Raw genomic sequence first — 14,872 nt, forward strand, 5'->3', positions numbered from 1 at the left:
GGACGCTGCCGGGCACGGGCGACGGGGTGCCGGCGCCGCGCGGCCCCGGCGGGCTGCACCGGCGGGTGCCCGGCGCGGCGCTCGCCGCCCTCAGTCGCGGGCGGCGCGGACCGGAGCCCGGCGCCGCCCCGCTCACCGCCAACGATCCGGACGTCGCGCTGCTGGTCCGGGTCCGAACCCTTCTGGAGGCCCGACTTTGAACCACGCTCCGCCCGCGACCCCGCCCGCACGGTCATGAGGCGGGCGCTCAAGCAGCGTGTCGGAAGGAGACAACTGATCGCCTTGGAGACCGAGCTGCTGGCCGAACTCCGCGCCGTGAAGCACCGGATGCCGCACCTCGCGGGCGGTCTGGTGGCGAGCGTGGACGGCCTGCTGGTCGCCCACGACACCCACGGGACCGAGCCCTCGGGCCTGGCGGCGATGACCGCCGCCTCGCTCAGCCTGGCGCAACGGCTGGCCGACAGCACCGGCCAGGGCGAGTTCCGGGAGTCACTGGTGCGCGGCGAGAACGGCTACGTCGCCATCTACGCGGCCGGCGGCAGCTGCGTGCTCACCCTGCTCGCCCACCCGGACGCGAACGTCGGCCGCCTGCACCTGGAGGCCCGCCGCTCCGCCCGGCGGATCGCCGCGCTCCTGAACGACGCACTGCTGCCCAAGGACGCCCGGGAGCTCTGACGGCCCCGGCCGTCCCCGCTCACTCACCCGCTCACTCACCGACGAACCGGAGACACCGAGATGACCGACGCCGCAGGCGCGCTGAAGCAGACCATGACCGTGATCGAGGGCGCCATCGGCGCGGCCCTGGTCGACTACAACAGCGGCATGGCGCTGGCGACCCTCGACGGCCCCGGCGGCCTGGACCTCAACGTGGCCGCCGCCGGGAACACCGACGTGGTCCGCGCCAAGATGCGCACCATGGACATGCTGGGCCTCACCGACGGGATCGAGGACATCCTCATCACCCTCAGCAGCCAGTACCACCTGATCCGCCCGCTCACCAGCCGCAGCGGCAAGGGCCTGTTCCTCTACCTCGCGCTGGACAAGAGCCGGGCCAACCTCGCGATGGCCCGCCACCAGCTCACCAGGATCGAGGCCGACCTGGAGGTCTGACGGGGTCCGGTCCCTCGGACCGGACCACCTCGCCGCCGGGGAGCCCCGCGCAGAGCGTGCCGTCGGGCGTGACCACGCGCCACGGTCCCAGCAACGCGTGCGGCGGGACGGACAACGTCCCGCCGCCCTCGCCGGCGAAGACCAGCTCCAGCCCTCCGGCCGGGGTGACCCGGGCGGAGGAGACCGTCCGGCCGACCAGACCGAGCAGTGGTCGGGTGGGCCGGAAGGTCAGCGCCGGGTAGAAGATCCCGACCCCGGTCGCCCCGGCGAGGCGGAACTCCTGCGTCACCCGGACGGTCACCGGCCCGTCGAGCACCAGATCGAGCCGGTCGCCCCCGCGCACCCCCGTCACCCGCCGACCGACCAGGGCGTCCTCGGAGCGCCTCACGTGCTGCGTGTTCTCCATGGTGCCAGTGTGGACGGGCGGGACGCCGCCTGTCCCCCCACCCCGCCCCCCACGCCAGCAGAAACCTTTCTCCACCTCGCCCCCCGTTCCACCGTTCGGTCCGGAGTGGAAAGTCGACGTGGCCGACTTTCCACTCCGGCGGTCGGGCAAGGGTGGCCGCCCTCCTGGCTGCGCACTTCGCGAGAGCTCCACCCCATGCGCCGGTTGAGCTGGAGTGGGAAGTCGACGTGGCCGACTTCATACTCCAGCACTGCGTGACAGGGGCCGCCGCGATCCGCTCGCCACGTCCGAGGAAACGTTCCTGCATCTCGGCGTTCCGCTCCGGCAGTTGGGGTGGAGTGGGAAGTCGATGTGGCCGACTTCCTGCTCCAGCAGCTGCGTGAAAGCGGCCGCCGGGATCTGCCCGCCACGTCGGAGGAAACGTTCCTGCATCTCGGCATTCCAGTCGGCCAGTTGGGGTGGAGTGGGAAGTCGGTGTGGCCGACTTTCTGCTCCTGCGGCCGCCCGAGAGTAGCCGTCCTCCTGGTTGCGCACTTCGCGCGAGCTCCACCCCATGCGCCGGTTGAGCTGGAGTGGGAAGTCGATGTGGCCGACTTCCTATTCCCGCGGCCGCCCGAGAGTAGCCGCCCTCCTGGCTGCGCACTTCGCGCATGCTTCACCTCCCTCGCCGGCTGGGGTGGAGTGGGAAGTCGATGTGGCCGACTTTCCACTCCGGCGGCTGCGTGAAAGTGGCCTCCGGGGTCCGCTCTCCACGTGAGGGGAAACGTTCCTTCAGCTCGGCGCTGAGGTGCTCTGGTTGGGGTGGAGTGGGAAGTCGGTGTGGCTGACTTTCTACTCCTGTGGTCGGGCAAGGGCGGCTGCCCTCCTGGCTGCGCACTTCGCGTGTGCTCCATGCCGTTCGCCGGTTGGGAGGGGAGTGGGAAGTCGGCCACGTCGACTTCTTGTTCCGGCGGGTGGGTGGGGGTGGCCGTCGGGGCGGAAACGTTTCTGCTGGCGGGGGGTGGTTTGGGGGTTACGGGGTGGGGTTGGGTGGGAGGGTGGAGAGGGCCGTGGTGGTGGCGTGGGTCATGTGGCGGTCCTGGTGGTCGGTGGTGCCGCGGAGGCGGGCGTAGCCCTCGGTGGCGGCGAGGACGACCAGGCCGGGGAGCAGGTCGGTGCTGCGGTCGGCGATCCAGCGGGTGCCCTTGGTGGCCATCCACCAGACGTCGGACAGGGTGCCGGGCGGGGGTTCGGCGGGTTCCGGGGCGGGGGCCGGGCCGAGCGGGCGGTCGGCGGTGGCGAGGAGTTCGTGGAAGCCGCGGGCGATCAGGTGGTGGCCCTCGGCGCTCGGGTGGAGGCGGTCGACGCTGAGCAGCCGGCGCTGCGCCGTCCAGGGCAGTTCGGCGATGTGCAGGTGGACCGCCCGGTGGCGGGCGGAGAGCGCGTGCACCACGGTGTTCACCGCCCGCATCCGCCGGGCCAGCGGCCGGGCGAGCGGGCGGGGCAGGCGCAGCAGGGCGCCCGGGTCGGGCAGGCAGGCGGTGAGCACCACCGCGCCGCTGCCGATGAGCCGGCCGAGGACGGTGTCCAGGGCGGTGGTGGTGCGGCCGACGTCGAAGCCGGACCGCAGGGTGTCGTTGCCGCCGGCCACCACGGCGGCGAACTGCGGCCGCAGCGCGATCGCCGCCGGCAGCTGCTCCGTCGTCAGATCGGTGGTGAGTGCGCCGCTGCGGGCGAGGTTGGTGAACTCGACCCCGGCCTGCGGCGGGGCCAGGGACCGGGCGAGCAGGGCCGCCCAGCCGCGCCAGCCGTCGGCGATCGGGTCGCCGATGCCCTCGGTGAGCGAGTCGCCGAGGGCGACGAACCGCACCGGTTCGCCGGTCCGCCGGCCGTCCCCGCGGGTCGCGCCGTGCGCGGCGTCCGGGACGGTGCCGCCCCCTCCGTCCACTGCGGCGACGGTGTTCACCGGGCCTCCCTCCCGCTCCTCGGGGCGACGGCGACGTCGACGGCGGCGGTGACGGGCGCCGTGCCGTGCGCGGCGAGGAAGGCCGCCACGGCCGCGGGCCAGCCGTACCGTTCGGCCTGGGCGCGGGCGGCAGCGCGCCGGGCCGCTTCGGGGCGTGCGAGCAGTTCGCGCGCCGCATCCGCGAAGCCCGCGCCGGTCGGTTCGGCGGCCACACCCGCCGTGCCGACCAGCTCGGGCAGGGCGGAGCCCCGGTTGACGGCGACCGGGGTGCCGCAGGCGAGCGCCTCCAGCGCCGCCAGCCCGAAGGTCTCCACCGGCCCCGGCGCCAGCACCGCGTCCGCGCAGCCCAGCAGCCGGGCGACGGCGTCCCGGCCGGCCAGGTGGCCGAGCAGGTGCATCGGCAGCCGCTCCCGCGCGGCCCGGGCGGCGAGGCGCGAGCGCAGCGGCCCGGTGCCGGCCACCACCAGCACCGCGTCCACCCCGGCGGAGCGCAGCGCGGCCAGGGCGTCGAGGGCGAGTGCGGGGCGCTTCTCGGTGGAGAGCCGGGAACAGAGCACCAGCAGCACCTGCTCCGGGGCCGCGTACCGGGCCCGCTCCGCCGCGCGGTCGGCGGCGGTGGGCGGGCGCAGGGCGGCGAGGTCCACGCCGAGCGGGGCGCGCGCAAGGTTCCGCACGCCCAGCCGCCGGAACTCGGCGGCGGCCCACTCGGTCGTGCAGATCACCGTGTCGTACGACCGGGCGGTCCGGCCGTTGAGCCGGTCGGCGGCGGCGTCGGCGGCCGCTCCGGGCGCGCCCCAGGTCCGCAGCAGCCCGACGGCGCTCTCGTGCGACACCATCGCCGACCGCACGCCGTGCCGCCGGGCCCAGGCACCCGTCCAGCGCAGCGTGGTGCGGTCGGAGACCTCCAGCCGGTCGGGGGCGAGCCGTTCGAGTTCGGCGGCCACCGCCCGCCGGTCGGTGAGCAGCCGGTACCCGCCGCTGCCGGGCAGCACCGGGCCCGGCAGCGTGACGACCAGCCCCTGTTCGTCCTCCTCGACGGTGCGCCGCTCCCCGGGCACGACGAGCACGGGGGTGTGTCCGGCGGCCCGGTAGCCCGCGCCGAGGTGGCGCAGCGCGGTGCGCAGTCCGCCGGAGACGGGGGTGACGAAGTTGGCCACCCGGACGATCCGCAGCGAGCCGGCGGTCATGCGGACAGTTCCTCCGTCAGCGGGGCGGCCGGCCGGCCGGTCTCGTCGGCGGAGGACGGAGCCGCCGGCCCGGTCCCGGGGGCCACCGCCCCGTGGTGCTCCGCGAGCACCTCGGCGTAGTGCCGCAGCAGCAGGTCCCCGACCGCCTCCCAGGTGCGGGCGGTCACCTCCGCCCGTCCCGCGCGCCCGTACGCGGCCCGCAGCTCGGCGTCCCCGGCGAGGGCGGTCACCGCCCGGGCCACCGCCGCGCCGTCCCGGGGCGGGACGAGCAGGCCGGTGCGGTGGTGCGCGACCAGGTCGAGCGGACCGCCGGCGGCCGGGCCGACCACCGCGACCCCGCTGGCCATCGCCTCCTGGATGGTCTGGCAGAACGTCTCCAGCGGCCCGGTGTGCACGAAGACGTCCAGGGTGGCGAAACATCGGGCGAGCTCCTCGCCGGTGCGCCGGCCGAGGAAGACGGCGCCGGGCATGGCGGCCTTCAGCCCGGGGGCGGAGGGCCCGTCGCCGACGACCACCACGCGCACCCCGGGCAGCGTCGAGGTCCGGGCGAGCAGGTCGACCCGCTTCTCCGGCGCGAGCCGCCCGACGTACCCGACCAGCACCTCGCCGCCGGGGGCGAGCGCCCGGTGCAGCGCCTCGTCGCGGTGGCGCGGGTGGAAGCGGACGGAGTCCACGCCGCGCGGCCACAGCTGGACCCTGGCGACGCCGTGCGCGGTGAGGTCCTGGGCGGCGGGGGTGGACGGCGCGAGCGTGCGGGCGGCGAGGCCGTGGACGGTGCGGATCCGGTGCCAGGCGGCCGCCTCGCCGAGCCCGCGCCCGGCCCGGTAGGCGTGCGCGTAGCCGGCGAGGTCGGTCTGGTAGACGGCGACCACCGGCACCCCGAGCCGGGCGGCGACCTGCGCGCCGCGCGCGCCGAGCACGAACGGGCTGGCCAGGTGGACGAGGTCGGGCCGGTGCCCCCGGATCGCGGCGGCCAGCTGCCGGCTGGGCAGCGCGATCCGGACCTGCGGGTAGCCGGGCAGCGGGACGGAGGGGACGTGCATGACCGGCAGCTCCTGCGGCACGCCGCCGGCGCCGAAGGTGTGCGAGGGACTCTGGGCGCCGCGCGCGGGCGCCGGCGTGACGACGAGCGGCTGGTGCCCCCGGCGGAGCAGGTGCTCGGCGGTCCGCAGCACGCTGTGGGCGACGCCGTTGACCTCGGGGGGAAAGGATTCGGTGACGATGACGACACGCATGCCTGTGTTCTGTCCGCGTCCGGCGTGCACGCGGCCAAAGGGATCTGTCGTACAAACGAACGCGGGTCGGCGAATTGTCCCGCCGACCCGCGTTCCGCGCGGTCCCTGGCGCCGCCGAACCCGTTCGGCGCGCCGCCGGAGCCCTCAGGACGCCGACCCGGCGGCCGCCTCCTTCAGCTCCGCGTAGGGGGCGAGCTTGCGGATCGACTCGATGCTCTTCAGGCAGTCGTCCCGGTTCTCCTGCGGGTCGCCCGTCACCACGATCGATCCGTTGCTCGCCTTGAGCCGGAACCGGTGCATGCCGCTCTCATCGGTGTACAGCTCGAACTTTCCCGCCATGGCAGTTGACACCTCTCGTTCAGGAAGCCCCCTCGCACCGCACCGTAGGGGCACATCCCCTGCCCCGCGCGCCAGATGATCCATCCGGGTACGGGTCCGCCGGGTGCGCCCGCCCGGCGGACCACCGCGGGCCCCGGTGCCCGCTCCGACCTGGGAGAATGGCCCCTGCGCCCGTTGAAAGGCCGTCGCTTCCCGGACGGCCGCGGGCGGGCGTGGAACGAAAGGAAGTCCCATGATCTTCATCACCGTCAAGTTCGCGGTCCGCCCGGAGCGCGCCGACGAATGGCTCGGCCTCGTCGACGACTTCACCCGGGCCACCCGCGACGAGCCCGGCAACCTCTTCTTCGAGTGGTCCCGCAGCGTCGACGACCCCCACGAGTTCGTCCTGGTCGAGGCGTTCCGGGACGGCGACGCGGGCAAGGCGCACGTGGAGTCCGCGCACTTCGTGAAGGCGATGGAGGACATGTCGTACGCGGTGGCCGGCAAGCCGCGGATCGTCTCGATCGAGATCCCCGGCATGGACGGCTGGGGGGAGATGGGCGAGATCACCCCCAGGTGACCGCCCTCCGGTGACCGCGCGGCCCGCCGTCCTCCCGACGGCGGGCCGCGCTGTCGTTGGCGCGGACTAGGGTGGGAAGCCCGTTCCGTTTCCGCCCCCGAGAGGTGCCACCCCCCGATGTACGCCCTGCACGCGCTCTGGCGCGCCGACGGCCGGCTCGCCGTCTGGGCGGAGGACGCGGCGGTGTACCACGGGGAGGCGCCCGCTCCGGGCGGGCGCGGTGGCACGGCGCACCCGTTCGCCTGCCCGGCCGGTGAGGTGGCGCGGCTGCTGGGGGAGGTCGGACCGGGGCTCGGCTGGCTGGCCGAGCAGGCCGCCGAACGGTGGACCGGGCTGTTGCTGCCGGCCCTCGGCGGGCGGCCGACGCCCTCCCCGGACCTTCCGGTGGGCGCGCTGCCGCGCCCGGTGACGCTCGCGCCGTGCCGGGTGCCCGCACTGCTCTTCGACCCCGCGCAGACCGCCCAGCTGCTCGGCGCGCTGCACGACCCGCACTGGCCGGGCGCCACTGTCCGGCGGCCCGACGGCACCGGGGCCGAGCTGGCGTACGGTGCCTCGGTGCGCTGGCTGGCCGCCGTGCACGACCTCGCCTGGCGGCTGGTCGGGCGGGGACGGCTGCTGCCGGCACTGACCGAGGAGACGGGGCAGTGGTACGCCCGCTGGCGGCCCGCCCCGGACGCCCCGGCCCGCCGGGAGGCGGCCGCGCTGATCGCCGGCTGCCCGCCGGTCTGCCGCGCCGAACACCCCGCCGCCCCGCCCTCGCCGGCCACCCGGCCCTCGCCGGCCGCCCCGACCCCGACCCCGACCCCGGCCGCCCCGACCCCGGCCGCACCGACCCCGCCCTCGGCCGCACCGCCCCCGACCGCACCGACCCCCTCGGCCGCCGCCCTGTTCACCGCCCTGCTCGACACCCTCGTCGACCAGGAGGCCCGGGTCGCCCTCGCGGACCTCGACCCGCCCGCCGACCCGTTCCTCGCCGCCCTGCACGGCCCCGACGGCCGGCTCGCCGAGGCCCCGCCCGCCGCCCTGACCGAGCGGCTCGCCGCCTGGGAGGCCGTCCGGCCGGCGGACGCGCCGCTGCGGCTCGACTTCCGCCTCACCGAACCGCTCGGCCCCGACCCGGACGCCCCCGACGGCGGGGTGCGCGCCGACACCTGGCGGCTCGACCTGCTGGTCCGCGCCGCCGCCCGCCCCTCCCTGGTGGTCCCCGCCGCCGCCCTGCGGCCGGGCGCCGCCGCCGACCCGGGGTACCAGGCACTCGTCCGCGCCCTGCCCGCCGGGTCGGGCGACCCGGCCGAGGCCTACCGGGCCGAGCTGGCCCGGGCCCTCCGGGTGGACCCGGGGCTGCGGCCACGGCTCGCGGGCACCTTCCCGACCGAGGCCCGGCTCGACCGGGAGGACGCCCTGCGCTTCCTGCGCGAGGGCGCGCCCGCGCTGGCCCGGGCCGGCTTCGGGGTCCTGCTGCCCGCCTGGTGGCAGCGCCGCCCCCGGCTCGGCCTGGTGCTGACGGCAGGCGCCCCGGCCGGCGACCCGTCCGCGGTGGCGCGCACCGCGCAGGTCGACCGGGACGCCGTGCTCGCCTTCGAGTGGCGCCTCGCCCTCGGGGAGTCCACGCTCACCGAGCAGGAGCTCGCCGACCTCGCCGCGGCCCAGCAGGGGCTGGTCCGGCTGCGCGGCCGCTGGATCGAGGTCGACCAGGCCCAACTGGCCGCCGCCGTGAGGTTCCTGGCCGAGCACGGCACCGGCACCATGGAACCGGTCGAGCTACTGCGACTGGCCGTGGAGGACGGCGCGGTGGTGGACGGGCTGCCGGTCACCGCCGTGCACGCCACCGGCCCGGTCGGCGACCTGCTGGCCGGCCGGACCGGGACCGCCGAGCGCGTCCCGCAGCTGCCCGAGGACTTCACCGGAACCCTCCGCCCCTACCAGCGACGGGGGCTGGCCTGGCTGGACGCGCTCGGACGGCTGGGCCTCGGCGCCGTGCTCGCCGACGACATGGGCCTCGGCAAGACCGTGCAGACCCTGGCCCTGCTCGCCCTGGAGCGGCAGCGCGGCGAGCGCGGGCCGGTGCTGCTGGTCTGCCCGATGTCGATGGTCGGCACCTGGCAGCGCGAGGCCGCCCGGTTCGCGCCCGGCCTGCGGGTGCACGTCCACCACGGGCCCGGCCGCACCGCGCCCGACGCGGCCGCCGACCTGGTCATCACCACCTACGGCCTGGTCCAGCGGGACGCCGCCGAGCTGCGGGCCGTCCACTGGCGGCGGATCGTCGCCGACGAGGCCCAGCACATCAAGAACCGCTCGGCCCGGCAGTCCCGGGCGCTGCGCTCGCTGCGCTCCGGCCCGCGGATCGCCCTCACCGGCACCCCGGTGGAGAACCGGCTGGCCGATCTGCACGCCGTCCTGGACTTCGCCAACCCCGGGCTGTTCGGCAGCCCGGAGGCGTTCCGGGAGCGCTTCGCGATCCCCGTCGAGCAGACCGGGAGCCCGGACGCGGCGGCCCGGCTGCGCCGGGTCACCGGCCCGTTCCTGCTGCGCCGGCGCAAGGACGACCCGCTGATCGTCCAGGACCTGCCCGCCAAGCAGGAGTTCACCGTCTCCTGCCTGCTGACGGCGGAACAGGCCGGGCTCTACCGCGCGGTGGTGGCCGACCTGCTGGAGCGGCTCGGCGGGCTGCGCGGCGTCGAGCGCAAGGGCGCGGTGCTGGCGGCGATCGGCCGGCTCAAGCAGGTCTGCAACCACCCGGCCCAACTCCTGCACGACGGCACGGCGGTGGCCGGGCGCTCGGGCAAGGTGGAGCGGCTGGTCGAGCTGCTGACGGAGGCGCTGGCGGAGGGTGACCGGGTGCTGGTCTTCACCCAGTACGCGGAGTTCGGCACCATGCTCCGGCCTTACCTGCGGCGGACGTTGGGCGAGGAGGTGCTCTATCTGCACGGCGCGGTGCCGCGCGGGCGGCGGGAGGAGATGGTCGCGCGGTTCCAGTCGCCGGACGGGCCGCGGGTGTTCCTGCTGTCGCTGAAGGCGGGCGGCACCGGGCTCAACCTGACCGCCGCCAACCAGGTGATCCACCTGGACCGCTGGTGGAACCCGGCGGTCGAGGACCAGGCCACCGACCGCGCGCACCGGATCGGCCAGCGCCGCGCCGTGCAGGTGCGCCGGCTGGTCTGCGCCGGTACCGTCGAGGAGCGGATCGGCGAACTCCTCGACGCCAAGCGGACCTTGGCCGAGGCGGTGGTGGGCGAGGGCGAGCAGTGGCTGGCCGAGCTGCCGGCCGAGCGGCTGCGCGAGCTGCTGACGCTGTCCGCCGACGTGACGGGGGAGTGAACCGTGACCGCCTTCGACGCCGCGGACCTCGACGGGACAGGGCTCGATGCCGCCCTCGGCGAACGCCCGCTCGCCGAGCTGCTCGACGTCTTCTGGCAGGGTACGGTGCCCGGCCAGGGCGACGAGCCGGAGGGCGGAGTGACCACCGCGCTGGACGAGTTGGGCCCGCCCGGTCCCACCTCCCGCGGCCGCTCGCCGGACGCCGCGCTCGCCGCCGCCTACCGCCGGTTCACCGGGGCCGGCCGACCCCGGTGAACCGCCGCCGCCGGCCGGTCAGCCCGCGGTGACCGGGTAGTGGTCGGACAGGTCCTGGTAGGTGTAGCTGGTGCCCCAACTGCTCACCGTCCACGGCGCGCTGTGGAAGCGGACCACCGTGTTGGCGTAGTTCGCCGGGCGCGCGTGGTCGGCCCGGTAGAGGACGTGGTCGAGGTCCTCCTTGGGCTCGCCCGGGTAGCGGTAGGCGGCGATCGAGTTGTCCGCGGTGTCGAAGGAGTTCGCCCAGCCGTCGCGGGTGGTGGCCGGGGCGACGCCCGCGTTGGCCAGCAGCGCGGGGTACTCGCCGCCGTGCGCGTCGATGTTGAGGTCCCCCGCGAGCACGACCGGCTCGGCGGCGGGGATGTTCTTGGCGTCCACGAACGCCTTCATCGCCTTGAGCTGGGCGGCCCGGATCGCCGCCGGCTGGCCCGCGGAGCAGCCGGTGTCGGTGGACTGCAGGTGGGTGCCGATCACATGGGTGCGCAGGCCGTTGACGTTCAGCACGGCGTAGACGAAGCCCTTGTTCGAGAACCAGTCCGAGCCGCAGGCGTCCTTGAAGACGTACTGCTCCTTGCGCAGGATCGGCCACTTGCTGAGCAGGGTGACGCCGCCGTCCTCGGGGGTGGTGGAGCTGTAGGCGCCGGAGGTGGCGTCCCAGCCGCTGGTGGAGCGCCCGACCACGGGGGTGTGGTACGGGTACGCGGCCGAGGCCTGGGCGACCAGCGCATCGGAGGCGGCGTTGTCGAAGGCCTCCTGGAGCACCACGACGTCCTGGCCCTGGAAGACGGCGGCGGCCGGGATCGCCTTCGCCCGGTGGTCCTGGCCCCAGTTGGGGTAGAGGTTCTTGCTCATCAGGAAGACGTTGTACGTCAGCACCTTGAGCGCGGGAACGGAGGCGCTCTCGGCGGGGGCGGCGTACGCGCCCGGCGCGGCGGCGAGCGGGGCGATCAGTGCTGCGGCGGCCGCGCAGGCGGCGGCGAGGCGCACGGAGGGAGTTGGCATGCCCGCAGTCAAGCGACGCCGGGCCACGGTCGTCCAGACGGCGAACGATAACCATATGAACTCATTGGTAACTTAAAGCTGTCTGGCCAACTCCTCCTCGGGCGGAGGAACTTGCCTGGACAACCTGCTCGGCCACCACATGCGGTGGTCCAGGTCCAGGGTCAGCGCCGTGACCAGGACCGAGCGCACCACCAGGGTGTCCAGCAGGACACCGAGGGCCACCGCGAAGCCGATCTCGGCGAAGCCGACGATCGGCAGCGTGCCGAGCACGGCGAAGGTGCTGGCGAGGATCAGACCGGCCGAGGTGATCACGCCACCGGTGGCGGCCAGACCGGTCACCGCGCCGCGCCGGGTGCCGTGCTGGGCAGCCTCCTCGCGGACCCGGGTCATCAGGAAGATGTTGTAGTCGATGCCGAGGGCGACCAGGAACACGAAGACGAAGAGCGGGAAGGCGTTGTCCTGGCCCTCGAAGTGGAAGACGTGCGCGAAGAAGAACGCGCTGATGCCGAGCGCCGCCGCGTAGGACAGCACGACGGTGGCGATCAGCACCAGCGGCGCGGTGACCGCGCGCAGCAGCAGCGCCAGGATCACCAGGACGACGCCCAGGACGAGCGGGATGATCGTCCGGTTGTCGGCCGACGCGGCCCGCCCCGCGTCCAGGATCACCGCCGTCGAGCCGCCCACCTCGGCGTCGGCGCCCGGCACCGCGTGCACGGCGGTGCGCAGCCGGTCCACGGTGTCCTTGGCCGGGCCGCTGTCCGGCGGATCGGTGAGCGTCGCCTGGAACATCGCCCGGTCCTCGTGGGTCACCGGCTCCGTGGTGCCCGCCACCCCGGGCGTCCGCTGCGTCACCGCGCGCACCGCCCCGGCCTCGCCGGCCGCCGAGACGACCGTCAGCGGCGCGCCGGTGCCGGCCGGGAAGTGCTCCGCCAGCACCTCCTGGCCGACCACCGAGTCCGGCCTGCCGGTGAAGGTGCCGGCCGTGCTGAGACCGGTCGCGTCCAGCGAGACCAGCCCGACGCAGCAGACCGCCAGCGCCAGCGCGGTGCCGGTCCAGACCTTGCGCGGACGGCGCCCGATCCAGGCCCCGACGTGCGCCCAGCGCCCGGTCCGGGTCGGCTCCGGGGTGCCGAACGCCGGCCGCACCGGCCAGAACACCCAGCGGCCGACGATCACCAGCAGGGCCGGCAGCAGGGTCAGCATCGCGGCCAGCGCCACCAGCACGCCGATCGCGCAGACCGGGCCGAGCCCGCTGGTCGAGTTCATCTCGGCGACCAGCAGGCAGAGCATCGAGACGACCACGGTCGCGGAGGAGGCCAGGATGGCGGGCCCGGCCCGGTGCAGGGCGAAGGCCATCGCCTCGTGCCGGTCCTCGTGCCGGCGCAGCTCCTCCCGGTAGCGGGCGGTGAGCAGCAGCGCGTAGTCCGTCCCCGCGCCGAGCACCAGCACGATGAGGATGCCGGCGCTCTGCGCGTTGACGGTCAGCCCGGCGTGGTCGGCCAGCAGGTAGATCACCGCCTGCGCGACCACCAGCGCCCCGGCCGCCGAGAACAGCGGCAGCGTCCACAGCACCGGGCTGCGGTAGGTGAGCAGCAGCAGGACGATCACCACGCTGACGGTGGCCGCGAGCAGGGTGGAGTCGATCCCGGCGAAGGCCTCCGCCTGGTCGGCGCCGACCCCGGCCGGGCCGGTGACATGGGTGGTCATGCCGAGGCTGTTCCCGGCGGCGGTGGCGCGCAGGCTGTCCACGGCCGGGCGCAGGTCCTGCCAGCCGCCGGTGCCGATGTCGACCGGCACGATGGTCTGCAGCGCCTGGCCGTCGGCCGACTCCACCGGTCCGGTGATCCGGCCGAGCACGTGCGGGGCGGCGGCGAAGGCCTCGGCGTCCCGGGCCGCCTCGGCCCGGTCGGCGGGCGTGATCCCGCCGTCGCGCACGTAGACCACCACCGCCTGGGCGGTGTCCACCGGCTGGAACGCCCGCTGCTCGTTCAGCACCCGGGTGGACTCGGCGTTGCTCGGAAGCCAGCTGGAGGCCTGGTTGTCCTCGGCGTCGGCGAGCTTGCCCGCCAGCGGGCCCGCCACCACCAGCAGCACCAGCCACAGGGCCAGCACCACCCACTTGCTGCGGCGTCCGCACGGCAGCTCGGCCAACCTCCGGGTCGGGCTCATCGGGAGACCCCCCGTCCTCGGGACGCGTGAACGCGTCCCAGCCTGCCATCGGGGCCGCGCACCGGCAGCCCGGGAGGTGCTACCGGGGGAGGCGGCGGGGCGGCGCGGGGCGGACCTCGCCGGGCAGGGCGGCGGCGCGGGCCCGCAGCGCCTTGAGCGCGGTGATGTCCCGGGCATGGCCGGTGCCGTCGCCGCCGTGCTTGCGGTCCGGGGTCTCCACGATCAGCGGGACGCCGGCCGTGGCCGGGTGCTCGAACAGCTCGCGGAACGGCTCGGCGCCGATCAGGCCGTCACCGATGTTGGCATGCCGGTCCTTGCGCGCGCCGACCGCGTCCTCGGAGTCATTGGCGTGGATCAGCCGCAGCCGGCCCGGGCCGGCGGCCCCGACCAGTGCGTCCAGGGTCTCCCGGACGCCGCCCGGCGCCGCCAGGTCGTGCCCGGCCGCGAAGGCGTGGCAGGTGTCCAGGCAGACCCCGACCCGGGGGTGGCCGTCCAGCGCGTCCAGGTACTCGGCGAGGTCCTCCATCCGCGAGCAGAGCGAGCGGCCCTGGCCGGCGGTCGGCTCCAGCAGCAGCCACGGCGCGTCCTCGCCGAGCGCGTCCAGCTCGTCCAGCAGCGGGCGGACATCGGCCCGGACCTGGGCCATCGCCTCGGCCCGGCGCGAGCCGCCGTCCGGTGCCGTGCCGACCGCCGAACCCGTGTGCAGCACCACGCCCAGCGCGCCGATCGCGTGCCCGCGCAGCAGCGAGTGGCGCAGCGAGTCGGCCGAGCGCTCACGGGTGGCCGGGTTGTCCGAGCCGAAGTTGATGAGGTACGGCGCGTGGACGTAGGCGGGGAGCGCCCGTTCGGCGCAGGCCGCGCGGAACTCCTCGTCCTGCGCCGGGTTGCCGGCCGGGGTCGCCCAGCCGCGCGGGTTCGCCACGAACACCTGCACCGTCTCGGCGCCCACCCGGCGGGCGTACGCCAGGCCGGTCCCCGCCAGGCCCCGGGCCGCCACCGGCACATGGGCGCCGACCGGGTGGCGGCGGGCGGCCGGGGAGGGCGGGCCCGGGGCGGCGGCCGGTGCGGGGATCACGGGGGCGGGGCTGGTGGTGCTCATGGCTCCGAGCATGGCACGCGGAGCGGGACGGACGGCACGCCGGGGCCTTCGGCCGGTTCCCGCCCGCCGCTCCGCCCGCCGCTCCGCCCGCCGCTCCGCCCGCCGCTCCGGCCGGGGGGCCGCGCCGGGGTCCGCGCCGGCTGACGGGCCGCCACCGGACGCCGGGCCGCTGCCGGGCCGCCGCCGGGCGCGGCCCCGGACACGCCCGGCCCGACGCCCCGTCAGTCCGGCAGCCCAACCCTGGTGGC

13 protein-coding genes and 1 pseudogene are annotated in these 14,872 nt (G+C 75.8%); 6 read left to right on the plus strand and 8 right to left on the minus strand.

The genetic code is table 11. From position 1 onward, the window contains the following. The 3 genes and pseudogenes from ACFXAM_RS32350 to ACFXAM_RS32360 all read left to right on the plus strand — a co-directional run. Positions 1 to 200, plus strand: a pseudogene (locus tag ACFXAM_RS32350) (hypothetical protein); the annotation flags it as partial. An 82-nt stretch (positions 201 to 282) separates the two neighbouring features. Next, entirely contained in the window at positions 283 to 675 is a 393-nt protein-coding gene (locus tag ACFXAM_RS32355) for a roadblock/LC7 domain-containing protein (RefSeq protein ID WP_380296658.1), read from the plus strand. Positions 676 to 735: 60 nt separating this feature from the next. Further along, positions 736 to 1,110 (plus strand): hypothetical protein, encoded by a 375-nt coding sequence (locus tag ACFXAM_RS32360; RefSeq protein ID WP_380296659.1) that lies wholly within the window; start codon positions 736 to 738, stop codon positions 1,108 to 1,110. Here ACFXAM_RS32360 and ACFXAM_RS32365 read toward each other — a convergent pair. From ACFXAM_RS32365 to ACFXAM_RS32385, 5 genes are all read right to left on the minus strand, one after another. Beyond that, positions 1,079 to 1,516, minus strand: coding sequence for a DUF6188 family protein (locus ACFXAM_RS32365; protein ID WP_380296661.1), 438 nt, complete (start codon positions 1,514 to 1,516; stop codon positions 1,079 to 1,081). The two genes, ACFXAM_RS32360 and ACFXAM_RS32365, sit on opposite strands and share 32 nt — an antisense overlap. Positions 1,517 to 2,528: 1,012 nt before the next feature. Next, positions 2,529 to 3,461 (minus strand): SGNH/GDSL hydrolase family protein, encoded by a 933-nt coding sequence (locus tag ACFXAM_RS32370; RefSeq protein ID WP_380296663.1) that lies wholly within the window; start codon positions 3,459 to 3,461, stop codon positions 2,529 to 2,531. Next, positions 3,458 to 4,648 (minus strand): glycosyltransferase, encoded by a 1,191-nt coding sequence (locus ACFXAM_RS32375; protein WP_380296665.1) that lies wholly within the window; start codon positions 4,646 to 4,648, stop codon positions 3,458 to 3,460. Before ACFXAM_RS32375 ends, ACFXAM_RS32370 begins: the two co-directional genes overlap by 4 nt. Further along, complete coding sequence (locus ACFXAM_RS32380; protein WP_380296667.1) at positions 4,645 to 5,883, minus strand: glycosyltransferase family 4 protein; 1,239 nt, start codon at positions 5,881 to 5,883, stop codon at positions 4,645 to 4,647. Before ACFXAM_RS32380 ends, ACFXAM_RS32375 begins: the two co-directional genes overlap by 4 nt. Before the next feature lie 144 nt (positions 5,884 to 6,027). Next, entirely contained in the window at positions 6,028 to 6,222 is a 195-nt protein-coding gene (locus tag ACFXAM_RS32385) for a YegP family protein (RefSeq protein WP_380296669.1), read from the minus strand. Positions 6,223 to 6,454: 232 nt separating this feature from the next. On the opposite strand from ACFXAM_RS32385, the gene ACFXAM_RS32390 reads away from it, so the two are divergent. The 3 genes from ACFXAM_RS32390 to ACFXAM_RS32400 all read left to right on the plus strand — a co-directional run bounded on the left by ACFXAM_RS32390 (position 6,455) and on the right by ACFXAM_RS32400 (position 10,354). Then, positions 6,455 to 6,781 carry a putative quinol monooxygenase gene (locus ACFXAM_RS32390; protein WP_380296671.1) on the plus strand — a complete coding sequence of 109 codons (327 nt, stop codon included), beginning with the start codon at positions 6,455 to 6,457 and terminating at the stop codon, positions 6,779 to 6,781. A gap of 117 nt (positions 6,782 to 6,898) precedes the next feature. Then, positions 6,899 to 10,099, plus strand: a complete 3,201-nt coding sequence (locus ACFXAM_RS32395; protein ID WP_380296673.1) for a DEAD/DEAH box helicase — start codon at positions 6,899 to 6,901, stop codon at positions 10,097 to 10,099. A gap of 3 nt (positions 10,100 to 10,102) precedes the next feature. Beyond that, a complete protein-coding gene (locus ACFXAM_RS32400) occupies positions 10,103 to 10,354 on the plus strand; it encodes a hypothetical protein (RefSeq protein WP_380296675.1) in 252 nt (83 codons plus the stop codon). A gap of 18 nt (positions 10,355 to 10,372) precedes the next feature. Here the strand turns inward: ACFXAM_RS32400 and sph are convergent, their stop codons facing one another. The 3 genes from sph to ACFXAM_RS32415 form a co-directional block, all read right to left on the minus strand. Further along, positions 10,373 to 11,356, minus strand: coding sequence for a sphingomyelin phosphodiesterase (sph, locus tag ACFXAM_RS32405; RefSeq protein ID WP_380296677.1), 984 nt, complete (start codon positions 11,354 to 11,356; stop codon positions 10,373 to 10,375). Between the two features lie 72 nt (positions 11,357 to 11,428). Further along, complete coding sequence (locus ACFXAM_RS32410; RefSeq protein ID WP_380296679.1) at positions 11,429 to 13,525, minus strand: MMPL family transporter; 2,097 nt, start codon at positions 13,523 to 13,525, stop codon at positions 11,429 to 11,431. 79 nt (positions 13,526 to 13,604) lie between these two features. Beyond that, positions 13,605 to 14,624, minus strand: a complete 1,020-nt coding sequence (locus ACFXAM_RS32415) for a deoxyribonuclease IV (RefSeq protein WP_380296681.1) — start codon at positions 14,622 to 14,624, stop codon at positions 13,605 to 13,607. Positions 14,625 to 14,872 lie beyond the last annotated feature (248 nt).

Origin of the sequence: Kitasatospora sp. NPDC059462, from assembly GCF_042749955.1 — a bacterium.
Classification (GTDB): Bacteria; Actinomycetota; Actinomycetes; order Streptomycetales; family Streptomycetaceae; genus Kitasatospora.